This window comes from Streptomyces sp. NPDC005728, assembly GCF_040630895.1.
Classification (GTDB): domain Bacteria; phylum Actinomycetota; class Actinomycetes; order Streptomycetales; family Streptomycetaceae; genus Streptomyces.
The window spans coordinates 79415-104127 of sequence record NZ_JBEXYL010000017.1 but is presented as its reverse complement, the minus strand read 5'-3'; the positions used below and the strand labels follow the sequence as shown (position 1 = coordinate 104127).

At 71.8% G+C, this 24713-nt stretch carries 21 protein-coding genes; 10 read left to right on the top strand and 11 right to left on the bottom strand.

Features of this window, described 5'->3' with window-relative positions:
- Positions 1-101 precede the first annotated feature (101 nt).
- On the bottom strand, positions 102-452 hold the full coding sequence (locus ABZ471_RS14790) for a chorismate mutase (RefSeq protein ID WP_359066276.1): 351 nt from the start codon (positions 450-452) through the stop codon (positions 102-104).
- 56 nt (positions 453-508) lie between these two features.
- Positions 509-1387, bottom strand: coding sequence for an AraC family transcriptional regulator (locus ABZ471_RS14785; RefSeq protein WP_359066274.1), 879 nt, complete (start codon positions 1385-1387; stop codon positions 509-511).
- Positions 1388-1485: 98 nt separating this feature from the next.
- Here ABZ471_RS14785 and ABZ471_RS14780 point away from each other — a divergent pair, with 98 nt between their 5' ends.
- Positions 1486-3243 (top strand): beta-galactosidase family protein, encoded by a 1758-nt coding sequence (locus tag ABZ471_RS14780; protein ID WP_359066272.1) that lies wholly within the window; start codon positions 1486-1488, stop codon positions 3241-3243.
- A 114-nt stretch (positions 3244-3357) separates the two neighbouring features.
- Positions 3358-4239 carry a hypothetical protein gene (locus ABZ471_RS14775; protein ID WP_359066270.1) on the top strand — a complete coding sequence of 294 codons (882 nt, stop codon included), beginning with the start codon at positions 3358-3360 and terminating at the stop codon, positions 4237-4239.
- A 49-nt stretch (positions 4240-4288) separates the two neighbouring features.
- Here ABZ471_RS14775 and ABZ471_RS14770 read toward each other — a convergent pair whose 3' ends face one another.
- Positions 4289-5023, bottom strand: coding sequence for an SDR family oxidoreductase (locus ABZ471_RS14770; RefSeq protein ID WP_359066268.1), 735 nt, complete (start codon positions 5021-5023; stop codon positions 4289-4291).
- Between the two features lie 228 nt (positions 5024-5251).
- Between ABZ471_RS14770 and ABZ471_RS14765 the strand changes: the two genes are divergently transcribed.
- Positions 5252-6085, top strand: coding sequence for a helix-turn-helix transcriptional regulator (locus tag ABZ471_RS14765; RefSeq protein WP_359066266.1), 834 nt, complete (start codon positions 5252-5254; stop codon positions 6083-6085).
- A gap of 83 nt (positions 6086-6168) precedes the next feature.
- Here the strand turns inward: ABZ471_RS14765 and ABZ471_RS14760 are convergent, their stop codons facing one another.
- Positions 6169-7089 (bottom strand): SDR family oxidoreductase, encoded by a 921-nt coding sequence (locus ABZ471_RS14760; RefSeq protein WP_359066320.1) that lies wholly within the window; start codon positions 7087-7089, stop codon positions 6169-6171.
- Positions 7090-7094: 5 nt separating this feature from the next.
- Entirely contained in the window at positions 7095-7850 is a 756-nt protein-coding gene (locus ABZ471_RS14755; RefSeq protein ID WP_359066318.1) for an SDR family oxidoreductase, read from the bottom strand.
- A gap of 136 nt (positions 7851-7986) precedes the next feature.
- Between ABZ471_RS14755 and ABZ471_RS14750 the strand changes: the two genes are divergently transcribed.
- Genes ABZ471_RS14750 through ABZ471_RS14735 form a run of 4 tightly spaced genes read left to right on the top strand, consistent with a single transcriptional unit; the run spans position 7987 to position 11407 of the window.
- A complete protein-coding gene (locus ABZ471_RS14750) occupies positions 7987-8730 on the top strand; it encodes an enoyl-CoA hydratase family protein (RefSeq protein ID WP_359066264.1) in 744 nt (247 codons plus the stop codon).
- Positions 8731-9585, top strand: coding sequence for a CoA-transferase (locus ABZ471_RS14745; protein WP_359066262.1), 855 nt, complete (start codon positions 8731-8733; stop codon positions 9583-9585). It abuts the gene before it with no gap.
- Positions 9582-10355, top strand: a complete 774-nt coding sequence (locus ABZ471_RS14740) for a CoA-transferase (protein ID WP_359066260.1) — start codon at positions 9582-9584, stop codon at positions 10353-10355. Before ABZ471_RS14745 ends, ABZ471_RS14740 begins: the two co-directional genes overlap by 4 nt.
- On the top strand, positions 10355-11407 hold the full coding sequence (locus tag ABZ471_RS14735; RefSeq protein ID WP_359066316.1) for a nitronate monooxygenase: 1053 nt from the start codon (positions 10355-10357) through the stop codon (positions 11405-11407). Before ABZ471_RS14740 ends, ABZ471_RS14735 begins: the two co-directional genes overlap by 1 nt.
- Before the next feature lie 88 nt (positions 11408-11495).
- Here the strand turns inward: ABZ471_RS14735 and ABZ471_RS14730 are convergent, their stop codons facing one another.
- The 3 genes from ABZ471_RS14730 to ABZ471_RS14720 are packed head-to-tail and all read right to left on the bottom strand — an operon-like array spanning position 11496 to position 14137.
- Positions 11496-12653, bottom strand: a complete 1158-nt coding sequence (locus ABZ471_RS14730) for an acetyl-CoA C-acetyltransferase (RefSeq protein WP_359066258.1) — start codon at positions 12651-12653, stop codon at positions 11496-11498.
- A gap of 38 nt (positions 12654-12691) precedes the next feature.
- On the bottom strand, positions 12692-13327 hold the full coding sequence (locus ABZ471_RS14725; protein WP_359066256.1) for a TetR/AcrR family transcriptional regulator: 636 nt from the start codon (positions 13325-13327) through the stop codon (positions 12692-12694).
- A 24-nt stretch (positions 13328-13351) separates the two neighbouring features.
- Positions 13352-14137 (bottom strand): SDR family oxidoreductase, encoded by a 786-nt coding sequence (locus tag ABZ471_RS14720; protein WP_359066254.1) that lies wholly within the window; start codon positions 14135-14137, stop codon positions 13352-13354.
- A gap of 53 nt (positions 14138-14190) precedes the next feature.
- On the opposite strand from ABZ471_RS14720, the gene ABZ471_RS14715 reads away from it, so the two are divergent.
- Both ABZ471_RS14715 and ABZ471_RS14710 read left to right on the top strand, forming a co-directional pair.
- Positions 14191-15330 (top strand): acyl-CoA dehydrogenase family protein, encoded by a 1140-nt coding sequence (locus tag ABZ471_RS14715; protein ID WP_359066314.1) that lies wholly within the window; start codon positions 14191-14193, stop codon positions 15328-15330.
- Positions 15330-16307, top strand: coding sequence for an acyl-CoA dehydrogenase family protein (locus tag ABZ471_RS14710; RefSeq protein WP_359066252.1), 978 nt, complete (start codon positions 15330-15332; stop codon positions 16305-16307). The genes ABZ471_RS14715 and ABZ471_RS14710 overlap by 1 nt, the downstream gene beginning before the upstream one ends.
- A gap of 75 nt (positions 16308-16382) precedes the next feature.
- Here ABZ471_RS14710 and ABZ471_RS14705 read toward each other — a convergent pair whose 3' ends face one another.
- Positions 16383-17111 carry a VWA domain-containing protein gene (locus ABZ471_RS14705; protein WP_359066250.1) on the bottom strand — a complete coding sequence of 243 codons (729 nt, stop codon included), beginning with the start codon at positions 17109-17111 and terminating at the stop codon, positions 16383-16385.
- A gap of 141 nt (positions 17112-17252) precedes the next feature.
- On the opposite strand from ABZ471_RS14705, the gene ABZ471_RS14700 reads away from it, so the two are divergent.
- Positions 17253-18161 (top strand): rhomboid family intramembrane serine protease, encoded by a 909-nt coding sequence (locus ABZ471_RS14700; protein ID WP_359066248.1) that lies wholly within the window; start codon positions 17253-17255, stop codon positions 18159-18161.
- Between the two features lie 109 nt (positions 18162-18270).
- Here the strand turns inward: ABZ471_RS14700 and ABZ471_RS14695 are convergent, their stop codons facing one another.
- Together ABZ471_RS14695 and gltB are read right to left on the bottom strand one after the other, a co-directional pair.
- Entirely contained in the window at positions 18271-19734 is a 1464-nt protein-coding gene (locus tag ABZ471_RS14695; RefSeq protein ID WP_359066246.1) for a glutamate synthase subunit beta, read from the bottom strand.
- Positions 19727-24319 carry a glutamate synthase large subunit gene (gltB, locus tag ABZ471_RS14690; RefSeq protein WP_359066244.1) on the bottom strand — a complete coding sequence of 1531 codons (4593 nt, stop codon included), beginning with the start codon at positions 24317-24319 and terminating at the stop codon, positions 19727-19729. Before gltB ends, ABZ471_RS14695 begins: the two co-directional genes overlap by 8 nt.
- Positions 24320-24713: the final 394 nt, after the last annotated feature.

Sequence of the window (24713 nt, the reverse complement as noted above, 5' to 3'; positions counted from 1 at the left end):
AAGCCATGCTGCCTGATGGCACCGACAGCGCACAGGGGTGGATCGGTACACGGCATATGTCCGATTCCGTGCGCCTCCCGCTCCGCGCCGGGTGCCGCTGGTCAGCCGGCCGAGGCCGGCTGCCCGCCGGCGGCGTCCTCGGCGATGGACTCGTGGTGCCGGATCACCTCGGCGATGATGAAGTTCAGGAACTTCTCGGCGAACGCCGGGTCGAGCTTGGCGTTCTCGGCGAGGCTGCGCAGCCGCTCGATCTGCCGCGCCTCGCGGGCCGGGTCGGCGGGCGGCAGCTGGTGCACCGCCTTCAGACGGCCGACCTGCTGGGTGCACTTGAAGCGCTCGGCGAGCATGTGGACGACGGCCGCGTCGATGTTGTCGATGCTCTCGCGCAGCCGATCCAGCTCCTGGCGGACCGCGGGGTCGACGTCACCGGTACCGGTGTTGCTGATGGTCATGGGCGTCAACCTTAAGGGGCGCGACGCCTGGCGATCACCGGCTGACCAGCATGCGATCAGGTGCCGATCGTCGGAGGATCGTCCGGATCCGGGATCCGGTCGCTCCAGCCTCCCGGGACGCTGCGGCCCTGCTGGGCGCGGAAGCGAACGGGGGCGAGGCCGACCCGGCGGGTGAACAGGCGGGAGAAGTAGGCGGGGTCGTCGTAGCCGACGCGGCGGGCGACGGCCGCGACCGGCAGTTCGGTGGCGGCGAGGAGTTCCTTGGCACGGCCCAGGCGGATGCCGAGGAGGTAGTCCTTGGGGCTGCACCCCGCGGCACGGCGGACGGCGCCGCGCAGCTCGGCGGGGGTCATGCCGTGCCGGGCGGCGTGGTCGGCGACGCTCATCGGCCTGCAGGCGTCCCGGGCCAGCGCCTGGAGCACCTCGTCGCCGTCGGGGGCGAGGTCGGCGCGGGCCCGGCGCAGGGCGACGAGCAGCTCGTGGACGGCTGCGCCGGTCTCCACCTCCAGCAGGGGGTTGCCGCGGCGGGCGGCGCGGGCGATGCGGGCGACGACCGCCCGGGGGCCGGCCGCGTCCGAGAGCGGGACGACAGGACGTTCGGGCTCGATGTAGCCGAGTTCGGTGTAGGTCGCGGTGGCGGGTCCGGCGAAGTCGACGAAACCCTCGTCCCAGCCGGTCTCCGGGTCGGGCCCGTAGTGGTGCGCCACTCCGGGGGTGAGCCACAGCAGCGCGGGCGCGGTGACGGTCGTACGGCGGCCGTCGGCGCCCCGGTGCCAGCCGCCGCCCGCGCTGATCACGACGGCCACGTGGTGGTCGAGGGTGCGGGGGCCGACCGTGGGCAGCGCGCCGTACTGGAGGCCGACGCCGAGGCAGACCAGGCCGAGGCGGTGGTGGACGGGGCCGGGACTGAGGAACCGCATCCAGGTGTGGTACATCGGTGCTCCTCCCGGCGTCGTCGGCGGAGGACTTTTGTCCAAGCAGCGCCGATCTTCGTCCATGGCGCCGATCGCCGCCAGGGCCGAGGCTGGGGCGCATGAGCGAGTTCACGGTGGGGGAATCCGCCTTCCTGCTGGACGGGCGGCCGGTACGGCTGCTGTCCGGCGCCCTGCACTACTTCCGGGTGCACGAGGCGCAGTGGCGGCACCGGCTGGAGATGCTGCGCGCGATGGGCCTCAACTGCGTGGAGACGTACGTCCCGTGGAACCTGCACCAGCCGGGCCCGGGGACCTTCCGGGACGTGCAGGCGGTCGGCCGGTTCCTGGACGCGGTCCGCGAGGCCGGCCTGTGGGCGATCGTGCGGCCGGGGCCGTACATCTGTGCCGAGTGGGAGAACGGCGGGCTGCCGCACTGGGTGACGGGCGAGCCGGGCACGCGCGCGCGTACCCGTGACGAGCGTTTCCTGTTCCACGTACGGAGCTGGTTCCACCACCTGCTGCACGAGATCGTTCCCCGGCAGATCGACCGGGGCGGCCCGGTGATCATGGTGCAGGTCGAGAACGAGTACGGCAGCTACGGCTCGGACGCGGACTACCTGGAGCAGCTCGCCGAGGTGCTGCGGGTCAAGGGGGTCGACGTTCCCCTGTTCACCTCCGACGGCCCGGAGGACCACATGCTGACCGGCGGCTCGCTGCCCGGTGTGCTCGCCACGGTGAACTTCGGCTCCCACGCGCGCGTGGCCTTCGAGGCGCTGCGCCGCCATCGCCCCGAGGGCCCGCTGATGTGCATGGAGTTCTGGTGCGGCTGGTTCGACCACTGGGGCGGCGAACACGTCGTACGGGATCCCGGGGAGGCGGCGCAGGCCCTGCGGGAGATCCTGGAGTGCGGTGCCTCGGTGAACCTGTACATGGCGCACGGCGGCACGAGTTTCGCGGGCTGGGCGGGCGCGAACCGGGGCGGCGGCGACCTGCACGAGGGCCTGCTGGAGCCGGACGTGACCTCGTACGACTACGACGCGCCGGTGGACGAGTGCGGGCGCCCCACGGAGAAGTTCTGGCGCTTCCGCGAGGTGCTGGCCGAGTACCACTCCGATCCCCTACCCGGACTGCCGCCTCCACCAGCTCCGTTTGGTTCTCCAACTGAGGCCGTGCTGTCCGGATGGGCACCCATGGGCGACGTTCTGGAGGCGCTCGGCGGCGCGGAGACCGTCACCCCCGTACCGCCGGCCTTCGAAGAACTGGGCGTCGCCCGGGGTCTGGTGCGCTACGAGGTGAGCGTGCCAGGGCCGCGGCAGCCGTACCCGCTGACGGTGCGCGGGCTCAGGGATCTCGCGGTGGTGTACGTCGACGGGGAGCGGGCCGGGGTGCTCACCGAGGAGGAGCCCCGGCTGAAGGAGCCCGTCGCGGGCCCCGCGCGCGTGGAGCTGTGGGTGGAGTCCCTGGGGAGGGTCAACTACGGGCCGCGCTCCGGCGAGGCGAAGGGCATCACCGGGGGCGTCCTGCACGAGCGCCAGTATCTGCACGGGGTACGCGCGCGTGGGCTCGACCTGGACGCCTTCGCCGAGGGTGTGGAGGCGGTGCCCTTCGGCGCGCTGTCCGGCGCGGGTGCCCCGGGGCTGTACCGGGGCGCGGTCACGGTCCGCGGGGCCGGGGACGCCCGGATCGAACTGCCCGGCTGGACACGGGGCTTCGTCTGGGTCAACGGCTTCAATCTGGGCCGTTACTGGTCCGTGGGACCTCAGCGGTCCCTGTACGTCCCCGGGCCGGTGCTGCGGGAGGGCTCGAACGAGGTGTGGGTACTGGAGCTGCAGGAGGCGGGGCCGGGGCCGTGCCCGCCGCGTCTGCTGCCGGCCTGAGACCGGGAGCGGCAAGGGCTGATCTCACGCCCCGCCGGGGAAACCCGGCCGGCGGAAATCCGCTCACACCCGCATACAGTGGAAAGGAGTTCCGGGCGTCATTGGGGGTCGGACGTGGCGAACGGCGGACCGGTCGAGCACGGCTACCCGCATCTGGAGACGGTGCGGGCCGCCGTCACCGCGCTGTACAGGCGGCTGTCGTACGACACCGTCCAGACCTTCTCGGCCAGCGTGGCCCCGGCCGACGTGGCCTTCGCCGACACGGACGACCTGCATCTGGGTGCGCAGCGGGTGGCCCGCGAGATCGTGCGGCACTTCCGGCTGCCGGACGCTCGGCTCATCGTCGGCTTCCGGGAGATGACCCATGCGGCCAACGTCGAACTGGCGGCGGGCCCCGAGTACTTCGTCGAGCTGAACGACCGCTTCCGCACGCACCGCAGGGACATCGGCGCGGCACTCGCCCACGAGGTGACCCATGTCTATCTGCACCGCCTCGGCCTCGCCTTCCCCACCACGGCCGAGAACGAGATCCTGACGGACACGGTGACGACCTACTTGGGCGCGGGCTGGCTGTTGCTGGACGCCTACCGCGAGGACGGCGTCTCCTCCCAGAAGCTCGGCTACCTCACCCCGGAGGAGTTCGGCTACGTCCTCGCGAAGCGCTCCCTGCTCTTCCACGAGGATCCCTCCGTGTGGTTCACCAGTCCACAGGCCTACACGGCCTACGGCAAGGGCATGGACCAGGCCCGGTGGGACGAGCAGCAGCCCCCGCTGACCGGCGCCGGCTGGGCGGGCCGCCGCCGCTACGCCCACGACCGCCGCCACGCGCCCGGCGTCCCGCCCGGGGCGCCCTACGCCTTCAGCCCCGACCCCGCCGGCCACCTCCGCGTCTCCTTCCCCTGTCCCACCTGCCACCAGCGCATCAGGGTGCCGGTACGGGGGCGGGTACGGGCGCGGTGCGGCCTGTGCAGAACGGTGCTGGAGTGCGACACCTAGGGTTCGCCCACCCGCCCGACTCGGCAGGCCGAGAAACACGTCTGCCCGGTCATTGGGCGCTTGCGGCGGGACGGACGACGATTTCGTTGACGTCGACCTCCGGAGGCTGGGAGACGGCGTAGGCGATGGCCTCCGCGATGGCGGAGGCGGGCAGCGCCACCGCGCGGTAGGTCTTCATGGCCTCCCGGGCAGCAGGGTCGGAGATGCTCTCGGCGAGTTCGGACTCGGTCACGCCCGGAGAGACGAGAGTGACCCGGATGTTCCCGGTGGACTCCTGACGCAGTCCTTCGGAGAGCGCGCGAACGGCGAACTTGGTGGCGCAGTAGACGGCGGCGGTGGGAGAGACCTCGTACGCGCCGACAGAGGCGATGTTCACGAAGTGGCCCCCGCCCTGAGCGCGCATCGCGGGCAGAGCGGCGGCGATACCGTGCAGAACACCCCTCACGTTGACGTCGATCATCCGGTCCCACTCGTCGGTCTTCAGCGCCTCCAGGGGCGAGAGCGGCATCACCCCGGCGTTGTTGACCACCACGTCCAGTCGGCCGTAGCGCTCACGGGCGGCGGACACGAAGGCCCGGACATCGACGGCGTCCGTGACATCCAGCCGCTGGAAGGCCGCAGTGCCGCCTGCGCTGGTGATCTGCCCGGTCAGCGCATCCAGACGATCGGTGCGCCGCGCTCCGAGGAACAGGAGGTGGCCGTCGGCCGCAAGCCGTCGGGCGGTCGCCTCCCCGATCCCGCTGCTCGCTCCGGTGACCGCCACGACCTTGGCTGTGTCTGTCATACCTGCCGTCCCTCTCGGTAGAGCACGAGGTGCTCGTGGTGGTGCACCCCGTCGCGGATGTCGCCCGTCGTGCGCGTTCCCTGCCATGACGGACTCCCTTCGTCCATGGGTGCGGATCCGTCCTGCCCGACCGAGTCTGGGCAGGTCGAAGACCGCCGACCAGGACGTGTGCTGCCTGGGTGCGGTGCACCCGGGCAGCACACCGCCCCTGCGGCCTAGCCTGGGGACATGACCGACAACCATCTGGGAGAGTTCCTGCGCGCGCGCAGGGCGGCCCTGCGGCCGGAGGACGTCGGCATGGCGAGCTACGGCGTACGCCGAGTCCCCGGACTGCGCCGTGAGGAGGTCGCCGTCCTGGCCGGGGTGAACGCGGACTACTACACCCGCCTGGAACAGGGGCGGGAACGGCACCCCTCGGCCCAGGTGCTCGACGCGCTCGGCCGCGCCCTGCGACTGGGCCCCGACGCGCACGCGCACCTGCACCAGCTGGCCGGGACAGCGCCGAGCGACCGGTTCACCCACACCACGGACCGGGTCGGTCCCGCCCTGCGCCGGCTCATGGACGGCTACCCCGGCGCCCCGGCGTTCGTCATCAACCGGGCCTTGGACGTCCTGGCCGCCAACGCCCTGGCCGAGGCCCTGCACTCGCCCTTCGAGCCGACGGACAACCTGGCCCGCATGGCCTTCCTCGACCCGGCAGGCCGGCAGTTCTACACGCGGTGGAGCGACACGGTGCAGGCCGTCGTGGGCCACCTGCGCCAGGCGGCCGGCCTCGACCCGGACCACCCGCGGCTGCGGGAACTCGTCCGCACCCTCACCGAGCACAGCGCGGACTTCACCCGCCTGTGGGACACCCACGCCGTGCGGGGCAAGACCCAGGACACCAAGCACTTCCTCCACCCGGACGTCGGCCCCCTGACCCTCACCTACCAGGCCTTCGATGTACGCGACGCTCCGGGCCAGCAGCTCGTCATCCACCAGGCCGAGTCCGGCAGCCCCAGCGCCCAGGCCCTCGGCCTGCTCGGCTCCCTCCACGCCACCTCGGGCCAGGGCGCCCGGTAGGGGCCGGGTGTCGATCAAGGGGTCCGGACGGGTCGGCGCAAGCGTGCGAGCAGGCGGCCACCCGCCTGACGGACTGAACTCCCCTACCCCTCAGAGCCGTACACCGCCCCTGGGCTCTCCGCCTCCGCCAGCAACTTCAGTGCGGTCTCCCCTGCCTCGGCCGGGGTCCAGCGCGCTCCCCTGTCGGCGCCGGGACCGGGGCGCCAGCCCTCCATGACGGTGATCCGGCCGCCCTCCGCCTCGAACACCCGGCCGGTCACACCGGTGCTCGCGGCGGAGCCGAGCCAGACGACCAGCGGGGAGACGTTCTCGGGGGCCATGGCGTCGAATCCGGCGGCCGGGGCGGCCATGGTCCCGGCGAAGGTACGTTCCGTCATGCGGGTGCGGGCGGCCGGGGCGACGGCGTTGACCTGGACGCCGTAGCGGGCCAGTTCGGCCGCCGCGACGAGGGTCAGCGCGATGATCCCGGCCTTGGCGGCGCTGTAGTTCCCCTGCCCGACCGAGCCCAGCAGGCCTGCTCCGCTGCTGGTGTTGACGATGCGGGCCACCGGGGTGCGCCCGGCCTTGGCCTCGGCCCGCCAGTGCGCGGCGGCATGCTTGAGGGGCAGGAAGTGGCCCTTGAGGTGGACGCGGATCACGGCGTCCCAGTCGTCCTCGTCGAGGTTGACGAGCATACGGTCACGCAGGAAGCCGGCGTTGTTGACGAGCGTGTCGAGCCGGCCGTACGTCTCGACGGCGGTCCGGATCAGGGAAGCGGCCCCCTCGGTCGTCGCGATGTCACCGCCGTGCGCGACCGCGTCGCCGCCCGCCTCCCGGATCTCCGCGACGACGGCCGCCGCCGGACTGTCCGGACCGGGCACCCCGTCCAGCCCGACGCCCAGGTCGTTGACGACGACCCGGGCCCCCTCGGCGGCGAGGGCGAGGGCGTGCGCGCGGCCCAGTCCCCGTCCGGCGCCGGTGACGACGACGACTCGCCCTGCGCAGATTCCGCGGATTCCGCTCATCCCCGTCATCCCCGGCCTCCTTGTCGGCGGTGTTCCTTGTCGGCGGTCGCTGCATCCAGGAAGGCGGGCCGCTCCCCGCCCCCGTGCACCAGCAGGCTCGCCCCGCTGATGTAGGCGGCCGCGTCGGAGGCGAGGAAGACGGCGGCCGCTCCGACGTCCGAGGGCGTGGCCAGCCGGCCGAGAGGGACGGTGCGGGAGACCGCAGCGAGGCCGTCCGGGCCGCCGTAGTGCAGGGACGACAACTCGGTGCGGACCATGCCGACGACCAGCGTGTTGACGCGGACCTCCGGCGCCCATTCCACGGCCATGGAGGCGGCCAGGTTCGCCAGGCCTGCCTTGGCCGCGCCGTAGGCCGCCGAGCCGGGCGAGGGCCGCTCGCCACTGACGCTGCCGACCATCACGACCGCGCCACGGGCCCGGCGGAGCTGCTCGTAGGCGGCGAGGGAGGCGGTCAGCGGGGTGACGAGGTTCAGCTCGATGACCCGGGCGTGCCGCTCGGCGTCCGCGTCGGCCAGCCGCCGGTACGGGGTGCCGCCCGCGTTGTTGACGAGCACGTCGAGCCGGGGCAGCGCCTCGAAGAATGCGCGGACGGACGGCGGGTCGCGCAGGTCGAGGGGCAAGAACTCCACACCGTCCAGGGCCTGTTCGGGGGGACGCCGGGCACAGGCCACCACACGGGCGCCGGCCGCGGCGAAGGCGCCTGCGATGCCCGCCCCCACCCCCCGGGTGCCGCCGGTGACGACGACGGTTCTGCCGCGCAGCGAGTTGTCCACAGGCCCTGCCGCGGAGTTGTCCACAGGCTCTCCCGCTCGTCTTCGCCGACTGCTAGCTTCGAAGCCTCACACCTAACAAATGTTTGGTGGAAAGGCGTTGAGTGCGAAGGTAGCTGATGCGTCCATGGGTGTCTCCATGTCGGTCCCGGAAAAGGGGATTTCCGTAGTCACCGTCGACTTCCCGCCGGTGAACGCACTGCCGGTGCGCGGCTGGTTCGAGCTGGCCGAGGCCGTGCGCGCGGCGGGCCACGACCCCGAGGTGCGGTGCGTGGTGCTGGCCGCCGAGGGCCGCGGGTTCAACGCGGGCGTGGACATCAAGGAGATACAGGCGAACGGACAGCAGGCCCTGATCGGCGCCAACCAGGGCTGCGCGGAGGCCTTCACGGCGGTCTACGAGTGCGAGACACCGGTGATAGCGGCGGTCCAGGGGTTCTGCCTGGGCGGCGGGATAGGCCTGGTGGGGAACGCGGACGCGATCGTGGCGAGCGAGGACGCCACCTTCGGGCTGCCGGAGCTGGACCGGGGCGCGCTGGGCGCCGCCACGCATCTGGCCCGGCTGGTCCCGCAGCACCTGATGCGCACGCTGTACTACACGTCGCGCACGGCGAGCGCCGCCGAGCTGCACGCGCACGGCTCGGTGTGGCGGGTGGTGCCGCGCGCGGAACTGCGGGCGGCCGCGCTGGAGCTGGCCCGCGAGATCGCCGCGAAGGACGGGCGGCTGCTGCGCATGGCCAAGGCCGCCATCAACGGGATCGACCCCGTCGACGTGCGCCGCAGTTACCGCTTCGAACAGGGCTTCACGTTCGAGGCCAACCTCAGCGGACTGGCCGACCGGGTCCGCGACACGTTCGGGAAGGAGGGTGCGTAGGTGGGCGACAAGACGATGACCGCCGAGGAGGTGGTCTCCCGGCTCTCCAGCGGCATGACCCTGGGCATCGGTGGCTGGGGTTCACGGCGCAAGCCGATGGCGCTGGTCAGGGCCCTGCTGAGAGCCGGGATCGGAGACCTCACGGTCATCTCGTACGGCGGCCCGGACATCGGCATGCTGGCCGCGGCCGGCCGGATCCGCAGGCTGGTCACCGCCTTCGTCACCCTCGACTCGATCCCACTCGAACCGCACTACCGGGCGGCCCGCGAGAGCGGGGACTTCGAGCTGACGGAGGTGGACGAGGGGATGTTCATGTGGGGGCTGCACGCGGCCGCCCACCGGCTGCCCTTCCTGCCGGTGCGGGCGGGTGTCGGCTCGGACGTCATGCGGGTCAACCCGACTCTGAGGACCGTCACTTCGCCCTACGAGGACGCAGAGACGTTCGTGGCGATGCCCGCCCTGCGGATGGACGCGGCCCTGGTGCACGTCAACCGCGCCGACCGGCTGGGCAACGGGCAGTACCTGGGCCCGGACCCGTACTTCGACGACCTGTTCTGCGAGGCGGCGGACGCGGCCTACGTCTCCTGCGAACGGATCGTCGACACGGCCGTGTTGACGAAGGAGGCGGCCCCGCAGTCGCTGCTCCTGAAACGGCTCGCGGTGACCGGTGTGGTCGAGGCCCCGAACGGCGCGCACTTCACCTCCTGCGCACCGGACTACGGCCGGGACGAGGCCTTCCAGCGGACGTACGCGGCCACGCCCTGGCCGGAGTTCGCCGAGCGGTTCCTGTCCGGGGACGAGGAGGCGTACCGGTCGTCGGTGCGGGCCTGGCAGAAGGAGGAGCGAGAGCAATGAGCGTCTCACGTCCCACTCCGGCCCCCCTTCTCCCACCCACCCGCGCCGAGTACTGCGTGATCGCCTGTGCCGAGGCCTGGCGGGGCAGCGGGGAGATCCTGGCCAGCCCGATGGGTCTGATCCCGTCGCTGGGCGCACGGCTGGCCCGGCTCACCTTCGCGCCGGACCTGCTGCTCACCGACGGCGAGGCACTGCTGGTCCGGCCGGACGGCACGCCCGAGGGCTGGCTGCCCTACCGGCAGCATCTGGCCCTGGTGGCGGGCGGCCGCCGGCACGTGATGATGGGGGCGAGCCAGATCGACCGGTACGGCAACCAGAACATCTCCTGCATCGGCGACTGGACCCGGCCCCGGCGACAGCTGCTCGGGGTGCGCGGCGCTCCGCTGAACACGCTGAACAATCCGACGAGTTACTGGATCCCGAGGCACTCCCGGCGGGTGTTCGTGGAGCGGGCGGACATGGTGTGCGGGGTGGGGTACGACCGGGCGGCCGAACTGGGGAGCACGGCCCGCTTCCACCGCATCCCCAGGGTCGTCTCCGACCTCGGAGTCCTCGACTTCGCCACCCCCGACCAGTCGATGCGGCTGGCCTCGCTGCATCCCGGTGTGAGCGTGGACCAGGTGCGGGAGGCGACGGGATTCCCGCTCACCGTGCCGGACGAGGTGCCGTACACCCGGGAGCCCACGGCGGAGGAGCTGCGGCTGATCCGTGCGGAGCTGGATCCGGAGGGGGCCCGCGCGCGTGAGGTGCCCGAGGGGGCAAGGGCGTGATGGAGACCGCACTGACCCGGCTGGTCGGGGTCCGGCATCCCCTCGTGCAGACCGGGATGGGCTGGGTGGCGGGCCCGCGCCTGGTCTCGGCCGCGGCCGAAGCGGGTGCCCTCGGCATCCTGGCCTCCGCGACGATGACCCGCGACCAGTTGCGTACCGCGATAAGGGAGGTCCGGTCGCGCACGGACACGCCGTTCGGGGTGAACCTGCGGGCCGACGCGGCCGACGCGGCGGACCGGGTGCAGATCATGCTGGACGAGGGCGTCCGGGTGGCCTCCTTCGCCCTCGCCCCCTCCCACGAGCTGATCACCCGGCTCAAGGAGGCCGGTGTGGTGGTCATTCCGTCCGTCGGGGCACGGCGGCACGCCGAGAAGGTGGCGGCGTGGGGTGCGGACGCGGTGATCGTGCAGGGCGGCGAGGGCGGCGGGCACACCGGCGAGGTGGCGACGAGCGTGCTGCTGCCGCAGGTGGTGGATGCGGTGCGGATACCGGTGGTGGCGGCGGGCGGCTTCTTCGACGGGCGGGGCCTGGTCGCGGCGCTGGCCTACGGGGCGGCCGGGGTGGCGATGGGCACGCGGTTCCTGCTCACCTCGGACTCGACGGTGCCGGACGCGGCGAAAGCACGGTATCTGGCGGCGACGGTCCGGGACGTCACGGTCACCCGGGCGGTGGACGGGCTGCCGCACCGGATGCTGCGCACGGACCTGGTCGACGTGCTGGAGCGGTCCGGCCGGACACGGGCCCTCGCCCACGCGGTGCGCAGGGCGGCGGGGTTCCGGCGGCTGTCGGGGCTCACCTGGCGGCAGATGATCCGGGACGGTCTGGCCCTGAAGCACGGCAAGGAGCTGTCCTGGAGCCAGGTGCTGCTGGCGGCGAACACGCCGATGCTGCTGAAGTCGGCGATGGTGGAAGGTCGTACGGATCTCGGGGTGATGGCATCCGGGCAGGTCGCCGGGGTGATCGACGACCTGCCGTCGTGCGCGGAGCTGGTGGAGCGGATCGTGAAGGAGGCGGAGGAGGTGCTGGCGGGGCTGAGCAGGGCAGCGCCCTGAAGGGGCGCGGGGAACTGTGCGACCAGCCACGACGGCGCCGCAGCCGAAAGACGGCACATCGCCGGCACTTCCATCGGAACGCTTACGCTCAGAGGCGTTCGATGATCGTCACGTTCGCCTGACCGCCGCCCTCACACATGGTCTGGAGGCCGAACCGGCCGCCGGTGCGCTCCAGTTCGTGCAGCAGGGTCGTCATCAGTCGGACGCCGGTGGCGCCGAGCGGGTGGCCGAGGGCGATCGCGCCGCCGTTGACGTTGACCTTCTCCGGGTCGGCGCCGGTCTCCTTGAGCCAGGCGAGCACGACGGGGGCGAAGGCCTCGTTGATCTCCACGAGGTCGATGGCGTCGATGGTCAGCCCGGTCTTCTTCAGAGCGTGTGCGGTGGCCGGGATGGGCGCGGAGAGCATGCGGATGGGGTCCTCGCCGCGTACGGAGAGGTGGTGGACGCGGGCGCGTGGGCGCAGCCCGTGTTCCCGTACCGCCCGCTCGGAGGCGAGCAGCATGGCCGCGGCTCCGTCGGAGACCTGGGAGGAGCAGGCTGCGGTGATGGTGCCGCCGTCGAGGACCGGCTTCAGCGCGGCCATCCTCTCCAGGGAGGTGTCCCGGCGGGGGCCCTCGTCGACGGTGACCTCGCCGTAGGGGACGGTCTCGCGCTCGAAGCGGCCCGTGTCGATGGCCCACACCGCCCGCCGGTGCGAGCGCAGGGCGAACTCCTCCTGGTCCGCACGGCTGATGCCCCACTTGGCGGCGATCATCTCGGCGCCGGCGAACTGGTTGACGGGCTGGTCGCCGTAGCGGGCGCGCCAGCCGGTGCTGCCGAGGAAGGGTCCGTCGGTCAGGCCGAGGGGGTCCGCGGCCTGCCGGGAGGCGAAGGCGATGGGGATCTGGGACATGTTCTGCACGCCGCCCGCGACCACCAGGTCCTGGGTGCCGGAGAGCACGGCCTGCGCGGCGAAGTGCACGGCCTGCTGGGAGGAGCCGCACTGGCGGTCGACGGTCACGCCCGGCACCTCCTCGGGCAGGCCGGCGGCCAGCCAGCTGGTGCGGGCGATGTCCCCCGCCTGCGGCCCGACCGCGTCCAGGCAGCCGAAGACGACGTCCTCCACGGCCGCCGGGGCGACCCCGGCCCGCTCCACGAGTGCCTTGAGCACATGCGCACCCAGGTCGGCCGGATGGACCCGGCCGAGCCCTCCCCCGCGCCGCCCGACGGGCGTGCGGACCGCTTCGACGATGTAGGCCTCGGCCATGGCGACTCCCTCACAGGAAAGGGGTGTTCAGCGTGATGTCATGCGCGTACGGCGATTCCGTCCAGCACCATGGACAGGTACTGGCGGGCGATCTCCTCCGGGCTGTGCTGTCCCCCGGGCCGGTACCAGGACGCGGCGACCCACACGGTGTCCCGGACGAACCGGTAGGTGAGACGGACGTCCAGGTCGGCACGGAAGACACGCTCGGCGACCCCGCGTTCCAGCGTGGACAGCCATGCCTTCTCGAACCGGCGCTGCGAGTCGGCGAGGAAGGCGAAGCGGTCCTGCGCCATGAGCTGCCTGCTCTCCTTCTGGTAGATCGCGACGGCGGCGCGGTGCCGGTCGATCTCCCGGAAGGACTCGGTGACCAGCGCCTCCAGGGTCTCGCGCGGCCCGAGTCCGGAGGCCAGGACGGTGTCGTAGCCGTCCCACAGCTCGTCGAGGAAGGTCCGCAGGATCTCCTCCAGCATCGACTCCTTGGAATCGAAGTGGTAGTAGAGGCTGCCCGCGAGCATCCCGGCGTGGTCGGCGATGGTGCGCACGGTGGTGGCGTTGTAGCCCTGTTCGGCGAAGACCTCGGCGGCGGTGCCGAGCAGTTCGCTGCGGCGCGCCAGGGCGGCGGCCGCCGCGGGCTTCTTCGGGGCGGTCACCTGAGGCTTCTTCTTGGTCGGCACGAACCCATTGTGGTCTGCCCGTCGTCAGGGATGCTGGCTGCTGACGGCGACGACCTCGCCGGTCATGTACGAGGAGTAGCCGGAGGCCAGGAAGACGATCACGTTGGCCACCTCCCAGGGCTCGGCGTACCGCCCGAAGGCCTCCCGCTCGGTCAGCTGCTCCAGCAGGTCGGCCGAGGTGACCTTCACCAGGTGCGGATGCATGGCGAGGCTGGGCGCCACCGCGTTGACCCGCACCCCGTACGCGGCCGCCTCGATCGCCGCGCACCGGGTCAGTGCCATCACGCCGGCCTTGGCGGCGGCGTAGTGGGCCTGACCGGCCTGGGCGCGCCAGCCGACGACGGAAGCGTTGTTGACGATCACGCCGCCGCCGGTGTCGCGCAGGGCGCGCAGGGCCGCCCGAGTGCAGCGGAAGGTGCCGTTCAGCGTGACGTCGAGGACGCGGGACCACTCCTCGTCGGTCATGTCGGCGAGGTCCGAAGTCCCGCCGAGGCCCGCGTTGTTGACCACGATGTCCAGCTTTCCGTGCTCCCGTACGGCTGCCTCGAACAGCGCCCGGACCTGGGCGTCGTCGGTGACGTCGCAGGGCACCGCGGCCACCGCGCCGGGGAACTCCCGGCCGAGCCGGGCCTCGTGCTCCTTCAGGCGGCGCGTGTGCGCGTCGCTGATCAGCACCCGGGCGCCCTCCTCCAGGAAGCGGCGCGCGGTCGCGCCGCCGATCCCCGCGCCGGCCGCCGCGGTGATGACGGCGGTGCGACCCTTCAGCAGCCCGTGCCCGGGCACGTACGCCGGACTCTCGACGCCTGTCATAGGGCCACGCTAACCTACCAAACACTTGTTAGGGAAGGACGGTGACGGCGACCGTGGACCTGACCCACGCTCCGGCCGACGAGAAGTTCCGCGCCGAGGCCCGCGCCTGGCTGGAGGCCCATGTGCCCCGTGCCCCGCTCCCCTCCCTGGAGACCGCGGAGGGCTTCGCGGCGCACCGCGCCTGGGAGGCCGAAATGACCGCGGACCACTGGTCGGTGGTGTCCTGGCCCGAGGAGTACGGCGGGCGGGGCGCCGGGCTGCTGCGCTGGCTGGTCTTCGAGGAGGAGTACTGGGCGGCGGGCGCGCCGGGCCGGGTCGGCCAGAACGGCGTCAGCCTGCTCGCGCCGACGCTCTTCGACCACGGCACCGAGGAGCAACGCGCGCGTGTGCTGCCGCCGATGGCCTCCGGCGAGGTGGTCTGGGCGCAGGCCTGGTCCGAGCCGGAGGCGGGCTCCGACCTGGCCTCGCTCATCTCCAGGGCGGTGCGCACGGACGGCGGCTGGCTGCTGAGCGGCCAGAAGACCTGGTCCTCGCGGGCCGCCTTCGCCGACCGGGCCTTCGGCCTGTTCCGCAGCGACCCCGGCTTGCCGAAGCCGCACCAGGGGCTCACGTACCTCATGTTCGACCTGCGCGCCCCCGGCGTCACCGTCCGCCCGATCGGCCGCCTGGACGGAAAGCCGGCCTTCGCGGAGCTGTTCCTGGACGAGGTGTTCGTGCCGGACGAGGACGTCATCGGCGAGCCCGGCCAGGGCTGGCGGATCGCGATGTCCGCAGCGGGCAACGAACGCGGCCTCACCCTGCGTTCCCCCGGCCGTTTCCTGGCCTCGGCCGCCCGGCTGCTGGAGCTGTGGAAGGCACAGGGCCGCCCGGAGCACGCCCGCGCCCGGGTGGCGGACGCCCTGGCCGGCGCCCGCGCCTACCAGTTGTTCACCTACGCGGCCGCCTCCCGCTTCCTGGACGGCGCCTCGCTCGGCCCGGAGTCCAGCATGAACAAGGTGTTCTGGTCCGAGTACGACCTGGCGCTGCACGAGACGGCGCTCGATCTCCTGGGCGAGGAAGGTGAGTTGACGGACACGGCCTGGGCGGAGGGGTACGTCTTCGCCCTGGCCGGGCCCATCTACGCGGGCACCAACGAGATCCAGCGCGACATCGTCGCCGAGCGTCTGCTCGGCCTGCCGAAGGGACGCCGGTGATGCGCTTCCTCCTCGACACCGGGCAGCGTGACTTCGCCGACTCGCTGCACGCGATGCTGACGGCGGCGGACACCCCGGCGGTGATCCGGGACTGGAGCCGCGGCGACCACGCGAGCGGCCGTGCGCTGTGGCGCCGTATCGCCCAGGCGGGAGTGTTCGGCCTTGCGGTGCCGGAGGAGTACGGGGGGCTGGGGCCGCGCCCGGTGGAACTCGCCGTCGCCTTCGTGGAATTGGGCAGGCACGCGGTGCCGGGGCCGCTGGTGGAGACGGTCGCGGCGGCGGTGCTGCTCGGCGAGGGCCGGCAGGCCGAGCGGTTCCTGCCCGGGATCGCGGCGGGCGAGATCATCGCGACCGTGGCCGCGCCGGGCGGGTACGCCCTCGACGGCGACGCGGCCACGCTCCGCCTCTCCCCGACGCCCGGCGGACTGCACCTGTCCCCGGGCGCCGGCCCGGTCCGCCCCTCCCTCGACCCTGCCCGCCGCCTCACCCCGCCGACCCCCGGCGGCGAACTCCTGGCCCCCGACCCGCCGCGCGCCCACGCCCTCGCCTGGGCCCGTCTGGCGACCGCCGCCCAGGCCCTCGGCGTCGGACTCGCCCTGCTCGACCGCACGGTCGCCCACGTCGGGCAGCGCACGCAGTTCGGTGTCCCCGTCGGCTCGTTCCAGGCGGTCAAGCACCGCCTGGCGGATGCGAAGACCGCCCTGGAGTTCGCCCGCCCACTGCTCTTCGGAGCGGCGACATCCCTGCGCCCCGGCGACGTGGCCGCCGCCAAACTGAAGGCCTGCGAGGCGGCGTACGCCACCGCCCGCGCGGCGCTCCAACTGCATGGCGCGATCGGGTACACGGCGGAGTACGACCTGTCCCTGTGGCTGACCAAGGCCCGCGCCCTGCGCACGGCCTGGGGCACGCCCGACGAGTGCCGGGGCGCGGTGCTCGACGACGCGACCGAACCAGGAGGTGACTCGACCAGGGGGTGACTCAACCAGGAAGTGGCCCAACTCCAGCACGTCACGGAAGCTCACACCCATGTCAGCTCCTCGCGTCACGGCGCGTCACGGCCAGGACCGTACGACGCCCGCGGCGCGTGCGGCCGCCAGCCACTGCGGGAACTCGCCGACGAGACGGTCGTACAGCTCGGTGTCGGAGACCCGCCGTGGATCCTGGCCCGCGTGGAAGAAGCCGGCGTTGTCCACGAGCCGTTTGCCGGGCACCGCCAGCTCGTCCAGCTTCCGCAGGAAGTCGAACTGCCGGCTGGCCGGGTCGCCGAAGCCGACGAACTGCCAGAACAGCGGCAGCCGCGCCGCCTTGCACAGGTAGCGCTCCGCGGCGAGCTTGTTGATCGGGCCGCCGTCGGTCTGGAACACGACCAGCGCGGGAGCGGTGGCACCGCTGTCCAGGTAGTGGTCGATGACGGCGTCCATCGCCAGGTGGTAGCTCGTCTTGCCCATGTGCCCCAGTCCGGCGGCGATCCGCTCGATGCGGCCCTCGTGGCCGTCCAGGGCGATGTCGGTGACCGCGTCGACGTCCGTGGAGAAGAAGATCACCGACACCCGGCCGTCGTCGTCCAGGTGCGCGGACAGGCCCAGCACCCGGTCGGCGAGCGCCTGCACGCTGCCGTCCTGGTAGTACGGCTTCATCGAACCCGAGTAGTCGACCACCAGGTACACGGCGGCCCGCAGCCCGTCCAGGCCGTGCTTTTCCAGCGACACGCCGGCCGATCGGTACGCGCCCACCAGTGCGGGCGCGGTCTCCTCCACCTTGCGCAGACTGATCGCGGCCATGGTCCCCCCTTGGCATTCCGGCACGGCGAGCCTATGTGATCACGGGCCCCAGTGGTCACTCCCGCCACAGTGGTTCGCTACTTTGTTCGCCGCCGTCCCCACCGGCTCATCCTGTCCCATCCTTTCCCCGAGGAGCCGGCCGTGACCGCCGAGTCCGCCGTCACCACCTGCTTTCGTCATCCCAAGGTGGAGTCGCATGTCCGCTGCACGCGCTGCGACCGCTACATCTGCCCGTCCTGCATGCGCGAGGCCGCCGTCGGTCATCAGTGCCCGGAGTGCGTGAAGGAGGGCACCCGATCGGTCAGGCAGGCGCGCACCGCGTTCGGCGGCCGACTCAGCGCGGTGCCGCTGGTGACGTACGTCCTGATCGGGCTCAACGTGCTCGCCTACCTCGCCGAGCTGGCCCGCCCGTCCCTCGTGGACCGGTTCGGGATGCTGGGCGCCGGTCTCCAGGACTCGGACGGGGCGCACTACCTGTGGCAGTACCCGTACGACTCCTCGGTGCACGCCGAGGGACTCGCGGGCGGCCAGTGGGAGCGGCTGCTGACCGGCGCCTTCCTGCACCTGCCGCCGACCGAGGGCATCGGCGTCCTGCACATCGTGATGAACATGGCCTCGCTGTGGACCGTCGGCCGGATCGTGGAGGCGCAGCTGGGCCGCGCCCGCTACCTCGCCCTGTACCTGCTGTCGGCACTGGGCGGTTCCGTCCTGGAGCTGCTGATCGCCCCGGACGAACTGAGCGTCGGCGCCTCCGGTGCGATCTTCGGCCTCGGCGCCGCGTACTGGGTCATGGGCCGCCGCCTCGGCCACGACATGCAGGCGGTCAACCGCTACATGACCGACCTGCTGCTGTGGCTGGTGATCTCCGCGGGGATGACCTCCTGGCAGGGACACCTCGGCGGCCTGCTGGCGGGCGGGGCGGTGACGCTGGCGTACGCGTACGCACCCCGGGACGGCCGCCGCGTCCTGGTCCAGGCCGGCGTGTGCGTGGCACTGTCGGCGCTCCTGCCGGCCCTCACCTGGGTCAAGGTGTCGGGTCTGACCGCGTAGCAGGCTCCGGCATACGACGACGCCTGCCCATCGGTCCGGTCGGGGACTTGGTGGGCAGGCGTCGCCTGTGTTCCGTACGCCTTTGTACGGGACGTTTCTTGACGGGCCGTCAGACCGCCAGGGCCCGGTCCGTCGGGCGGATCGGGGCCGGCAGCTCGCTGACGCCCGTGAGGTGGCGGTCGACTCCGCGGGCGGCCGAGCGGCCCTCCGCGATCGCCCACACGATGAGGGACTGGCCGCGGCCGGCGTCACCGGCGACGAACACACCCGGCACGTTGGTCTGGAAGTCGGCGTCGCGGGCGATGTTACCGCGCTCGTCGAGGGCCAGGCCGAACTGCTCCACCAGGCCGTTCTCCCGGTCGGTGCCGGTGAAGCCCATGGCGAGGGTGACCAGCTGGGCCGGGATCTTGCGCTCGGTGCCCGGCTTCTGGGTCAGTCTGCCGTCGACGAACTCGACCTCGGCCAGGTGCAGCCACTGGACGTTGCCGTCCTCGTCGCCCTCGAAGTGGGTGGTGGAGACGGAGTAGACCCGCTCGCCGCCCTCCTCGTGGGCCGAGGTGACCTTGTAGAGCATCGGGAACGTCGGCCAGGGCTGGTTGGTCGGATGCCGCTCGTCGTACGGGCGGGGCATGATCTCCAGCTGGGTGACGGAGGCCGCGCCCTGGCGGTGGGCGGTGCCCACGCAGTCCGCGCCGGTGTCGCCGCCGCCGATGACCACGACGTGCTTGCCCTCGGCCGAGATCGGCGCGGTGACGTAGTCGCCCTCCTGGACCTTGTTGGCCAGGGGCAGGAACTCCATCGCCTGGTAGATGCCCTTGAGTTCGCGGCCGGGCACCGGCAGGTCGCGGGCGGTCGTGGCGCCGGCGGCGATCACGATCGCGTCGTACCGCTTCTTCAGGTCGCCCGCCTTGATGTCGCGGCCGATCTCGATGCCCGTGCGGAAGCGGGTGCCCTCCGCACGCATCTGCTCGATACGGCGGTTGATGTGCCGCTTCTCCATCTTGAACTCGGGGATGCCGTACCGGAGGAGGCCTCCGACGCGGTCCGCGCGCTCGTAGACGGCGACGGTGTGGCCGGCCCGGGTCAGCTGCTGGGCGGCGGCGAGGCCCGCCGGGCCCGAGCCGATGACGGCGACCGTCTTGCCGGACAGCCGCTCGGGTGCCTGCGCGGCGACGTCACCGGTCTCCCACGCCTTGTCGATGATCGAGACCTCGACGTTCTTGATGGTGACGGCGGGCTGGTTGATGCCGAGCACGCACGCCGACTCGCAGGGGGCCGGGCAGAGGCGACCGGTGAACTCCGGGAAGTTGTTGGTCGCGTGCAGGCGCTCGGAGGCGGCCGCCCAGTCCTCGCGGTAGGCGTAGTCGTTCCACTCGGGGATCAGGTTCCCCAGCGGACAGCCGTTGTGGCAGAACGGGATGCCGCAGTCCATGCACCGGCTGGCCTGCTTGCTGATGATCGGCAGCAGGGAGCCGGGGACGTAGACCTCGTTCCAGTCCTTGACGCGTTCGGCGACGGGGCGGGACTTGGCGACCTCACGGCCGTGGTTCAGGAAGCCCTTCGGGTCAGCCATTGATCGCCGCCTCCATCATCTTCTCGGTGATCTCGGTCTCGGTGAGACCCGCTCGCTCGGCGGCGTCCTTGGCGGCGAGCACTGCCTTGTACGTGCTGGGGATGATCTTGCTGAACCGCTCCACGGCCGCGTCCCAGTCGGCGATCAGCTTGCCGGCGACCGTAGAGCCGGTCTCCTCGGCGTGGCGGCGCACCACGTCGTGCAGCCACTGCTTGTCCGTGTCGTCCAGCGCCTCGACCGAGCCCGCGTTGCCGACGTTGACGTTGTCGCGGTCGAGGTCGATGACGTACGCGACGCCGCCGGACATGCCCGCCGCGAAGTTGCGGCCGGTCGGGCCGAGGACCACCGCGCGACCGCCGGTCATGTACTCGCAGCCGTGGTCGCCCACGCCCTCGGAGACGACCAGCGCGCCGGAGTTGCGGACGCAGAACCGCTCACCGGTGCGGCCGCGCAGGAACAGCTCGCCGCCGGTGGCGCCGTAGGCGATGGTGTTGCCGCCGATGGTCGAGTACTCGGCGAGGTGGTCGGCCGCGCGGTCCGGGCGGACGACGATCCGGCCGCCGGACAGGCCCTTGCCGACGTAGTCGTTGGCATCGCCCTCCAGACGCAGCGTGATGCCGCGCGGCAGGAACGCGCCGAAGGACTGGCCGGCGGAGCCGGTGAAGGTGATGTCGATGGTGTCGTCGGGCAGGCCCGCGCCGCCGAACTTCTTCGTCACCTCGTGGCCGAGCATGGTGCCGACCGTGCGGTTGATGTTGCGGATGGCGACCTGGGCGCGCACCGGCTGTGCCTCGGTGGCGTCCGAGGCGGCCAGGGCGTCCGCGGCGAGCTTGATCAGCTCGTTGTCCAGAGCCTTCTCCAGGCCGTGGTCCTGCTCGATCAGCTGGTGGCGGACCGCGCCCTCGGGCAGCTCGGGCACGTGGAAGAGCGGCTCCAGGTCCAGGCCCTGCGCCTTCCAGTGGTCGACGGCCCGGTGGACGTCGAGGACCTCGGCGTGGCCGACGGCCTCCTCGATGGAGCGGAAGCCCAGCTCGGCGAGGATCTCGCGGACCTCCTCGGCGATGAACTTGAAGAAGTTCACCACGTACTCGGCCTTGCCGGAGAAGCGGTCGCGCAGGGTCGGGTTCTGGGTGGCGATGCCGACCGGGCAGGTGTCCAGGTGGCAGACGCGCATCATCACGCAGCCGGAGACGACGAGCGGAGCGGTCGCGAAACCGAACTCCTCGGCGCCGAGCAGCGCGGCGATGACCACGTCACGGCCGGTCTTGAGCTGGCCGTCGGTCTGGACGACGATCCGGTCGCGCAGGCCGTTGAGCAGCAGCGTCTGCTGGGTCTCGGCCAGGCCGAGCTCCCAGGGGCCGCCCGCGTGCTTCAGGGAGGTCAGCGGGGAGGCACCGGTGCCGCCGTCGTGGCCCGAGATGAGGACGACGTCCGCGTGCGCCTTGGACACGCCGGCCGCGACCGTGCCGACGCCGACCTCCGACACCAGCTTCACGTGAACACGTGCCGCCGGGTTGGCGTTCTTGAGGTCGTGGATCAGCTGGGCCAGGTCCTCGATGGAGTAGATGTCGTGGTGCGGCGGCGGGGAGATGAGGCCCACGCCCGGCGTCGAGTGACGCGTCTTGGCGACCCACGGGTAGACCTTGTGGCCGGGCAGCTGGCCGCCCTCGCCGGGCTTGGCGCCCTGGGCCATCTTGATCTGGATGTCGTCCGCGTTGACCAGGTACTCGGAGGTCACACCGAAGCGGCCGGAGGCGACCTGCTTGATCGCCGAGCGGCGCGCGGGGTCGTACAGGCGGTCCGGGTCCTCGCCGCCCTCACCGGTGTTGGACTTGCCGCCCAGCTGGTTCATGGCGATGGCGAGGGTCTCGTGCGCCTCCTTGGAGATGGAGCCGTACGACATGGCGCCGGTCGAGAACCGCTTGACGATCTCGGAGACCGGCTCGACCTCCTCGACGGGGATCGGTGCCCGGCCCGACGCGAAGCCGAACAGGCCGCGCAGCGTCATCAGACGCTCGGACTGCTCGTTCACGCGCTCGGTGTACTTCTTGAAGATGTCGTAGCGGCCGGAGCGCGTGGAGTGCTGGAGGCGGAACACCGTGTCCGGGTCGAACAGGTGCGGCTCGCCCTCGCGGCGCCACTGGTACTCGCCGCCGATCTCCAGCGCGCGGTGCGCGGGAGCGATGCCGGAGGCCGGGTAGGCCTTGGCGTGCCGGGCGGCGACCTCCTGGGCGACGACGTCGATGCCGACACCGCCGATCTTGGTGGCCGTGCCGTTGAAGTACTTCTCGACGAAGACGTCGTCGAGGCCGACGGCCTCGAAGACCTGGGCGCCGCGGTAGGAGGCGACGGTCGAGATGCCCATCTTGGACATGACCTTCAGGACGCCCTTGCCGAGGGCGTAGATCAGGTTGCGGATGGCCTGCTCGGGCTCGATGTCCGAGAGGAAGGTGCCCGCGCGGACCAGGTCCTCGACGGACTCCATCGCCAGGTACGGGTTGACGGCGGCGGCGCCGAAGCCGATGAGCAGGGCGACGTGGTGGACCTCGCGGACGTCGCCGGCCTCGACCAGCAGGCCCACGTGGGTGCGCTGCTTGGTGCGGATGAGGTGGTGGTGGACGGCCGCGGTGAGCAGCAGCGACGGGATCGGCGCGTGCTCGGCGTCCGAGTGGCGGTCGGAGAGGACGATCAGCCGGGCGCCGTTCTCGATGGCCGCGTCGGCCTCCGCGCAGATCTCCTCGATGCGCGCAGCGAGCGCGTCACCGCCGCCGGAGACCCGGTACAGACCCGACAGGGTCGCGGCCTTGAAGCCGGGCATGTCGCCGTCGGCGTTGACGTGGATGAGCTTGGCCAGCTCGTCGTTGTCGATGACCGGGAAGGGCAGCACGACGGACCGGCAGGAGGCTGCGGTCGGGTCGAGCAGGTTGCCCTGCGGGCCCAGCGAGGAGCGCAGCGAGGTCACGAGTTCCTCGCGGATGGCGTCCAGCGGCGGGTTGGTGACCTGCGCGAACAGCTGGGTGAAGTAGTCGAAGAGCAGGCGCGGGCGGGCCGAGAGCGCCGCGATCGGCGAGTCGGTGCCCATCGAGCCGATCGGCTCGGCCGCGGACTTGGCCATCGGCGCGAGGAGGACGCGCAGCTCCTCCTCGGTGTAGCCGAAGGTCTGCTGGCGGCGGGTGACCGAGGCGTGGGTGTGGACGATGTGCTCGCGCTCGGGCAGGTCGCCCAGCTCGATCTCGCCGGCCTCCAGCCACTCGGCGTACGGCTGCTCGGCGGCGAGGGACGCCTTGATCTCGTCGTCCTCGATGATGCGGTGCTCGACGGTGTCGACGAGGAACATCTTGCCGGGCTGCAGGCGGCCCTTGCGGACGACCTTGGCCGGGTCGATGTCGAGGACGCCGACCTCGGAGCTGAGGACGACGAGGCCCTCGTCGGTGACCCAGTAACGGCCGGGGCGCAGACCGTTGCGGTCGAGCACGGCGCCGACCTGGGTGCCGTCGGTGAAGGTGACACAGGCGGGGCCGTCCCAGGGCTCCATCATCGTGGAGTGGTAGCCGTAGAAGGCGCGCCGGGCCGGGTCCATGGAGTCGTGGTTCTCCCACGCCTCCGGGATCATCATCAGCACGGAGTGCGGGAGCGAGCGGCCGCCGAGGTGGATCAGCTCGAGCACCTCGTCGAAGGACGCCGAGTCGGAGGCGTCCGGCGTACAGACCGGGAAGATCCGCTCCAGGTCCTTGCTGCCGAAGAGGTCGGAGACCAGCTGCGACTCGCGGGCGCGCATCCAGTTGCGGTTGCCCTTGACGGTGTTGATCTCACCGTTGTGCGCGACGAAGCGGTAGGGGTGCGCGAGCGGCCACGACGGGAAGGTGTTCGTGGAGAAGCGCGAGTGGACGAGCGCGATGGCCGAGGCGAAGCGGCGGTCGGACAGGTCCGGGAAGAAGGGCTCCAGCTGGCCGGTGGTCAGCATGCCCTTGTAGACGATCGTGCGGGCGGAGAGCGACGGGAAGTAGACACCGGCCTCCCGCTCGGCGCGCTTGCGCAGCACGAAGGCCGTGCGGTCGAGCGCGATGCCCTCGCTCGAACCGTCGGTGACGAAGACCTGACGGAAGACCGGCATGGTCGAACGGGCGGTGGCGCCCAGCAGGTCGGGGGCGACCGGGACCTCGCGCCAGCCGAGGACGGTGAGGCCCTCCTCGCTCGCGATCGTCTCGATCCGCGAGACGGCGTCCTGGGTCCCCTCCTCCGGCAGGAAGGCGATGCCTACGGCATACGAGCCCGCCGCGGGAAGGTCGAATCCGGCCACCTCGCGGAAGAAGGCGTCCGGCACCTGGGAGAGGATGCCCGCGCCGTCGCCGGAGTCCGGCTCGGAGCCGGTGGCGCCGCGGTGCTCGAGGTTGCGCAGAACAGTCAGCGCCTGCTCGACCAGCGCATGGCTCGCCTCACCGGTGAGGGTGGCCACGAAGCCGACGCCGCAGGCGTCGTGCTCGTTGCGGGGGTCGTACATACCCTGCGCAGCAGGGCGAGCATCCATGAACGACCAGTTCTGGCCATTCGCGGAATGCTGGGACGGCTGGCGCGGCGTACGCATCGGCTCTCCCGTCGTCGTCATGTGGCATATGCATGTGCCGAGGGACGACGTTGGCCCTCTGCTTTGGAGTGCAAAATTTCGTGCAGGTTACATGATGGAGTGGTTCTCGGGAACCGGATACTGCGTTCCAGCATGCGGACGCCGCGGTTGCAGCGGAGTGCCGCGGGGTCACGGCGGGGCGCCGCGCACGGACGGCTGAAAATGTGTGGGACCGAACCGGACAAGATCGGTCAGATCGTCATCCATCGGTCTTCGAGGGGCGGGCGAGCGTCTTCACCCATCCCGCGAGTGCGCCGCAGGCGTCATTGCCCACAGCGCTTACGGCTCATGCCCGGTGGTTAAGCATTCGAAACCAGCGAGTAACGGCTACTTATGCGGCCCAACGCATATGTAC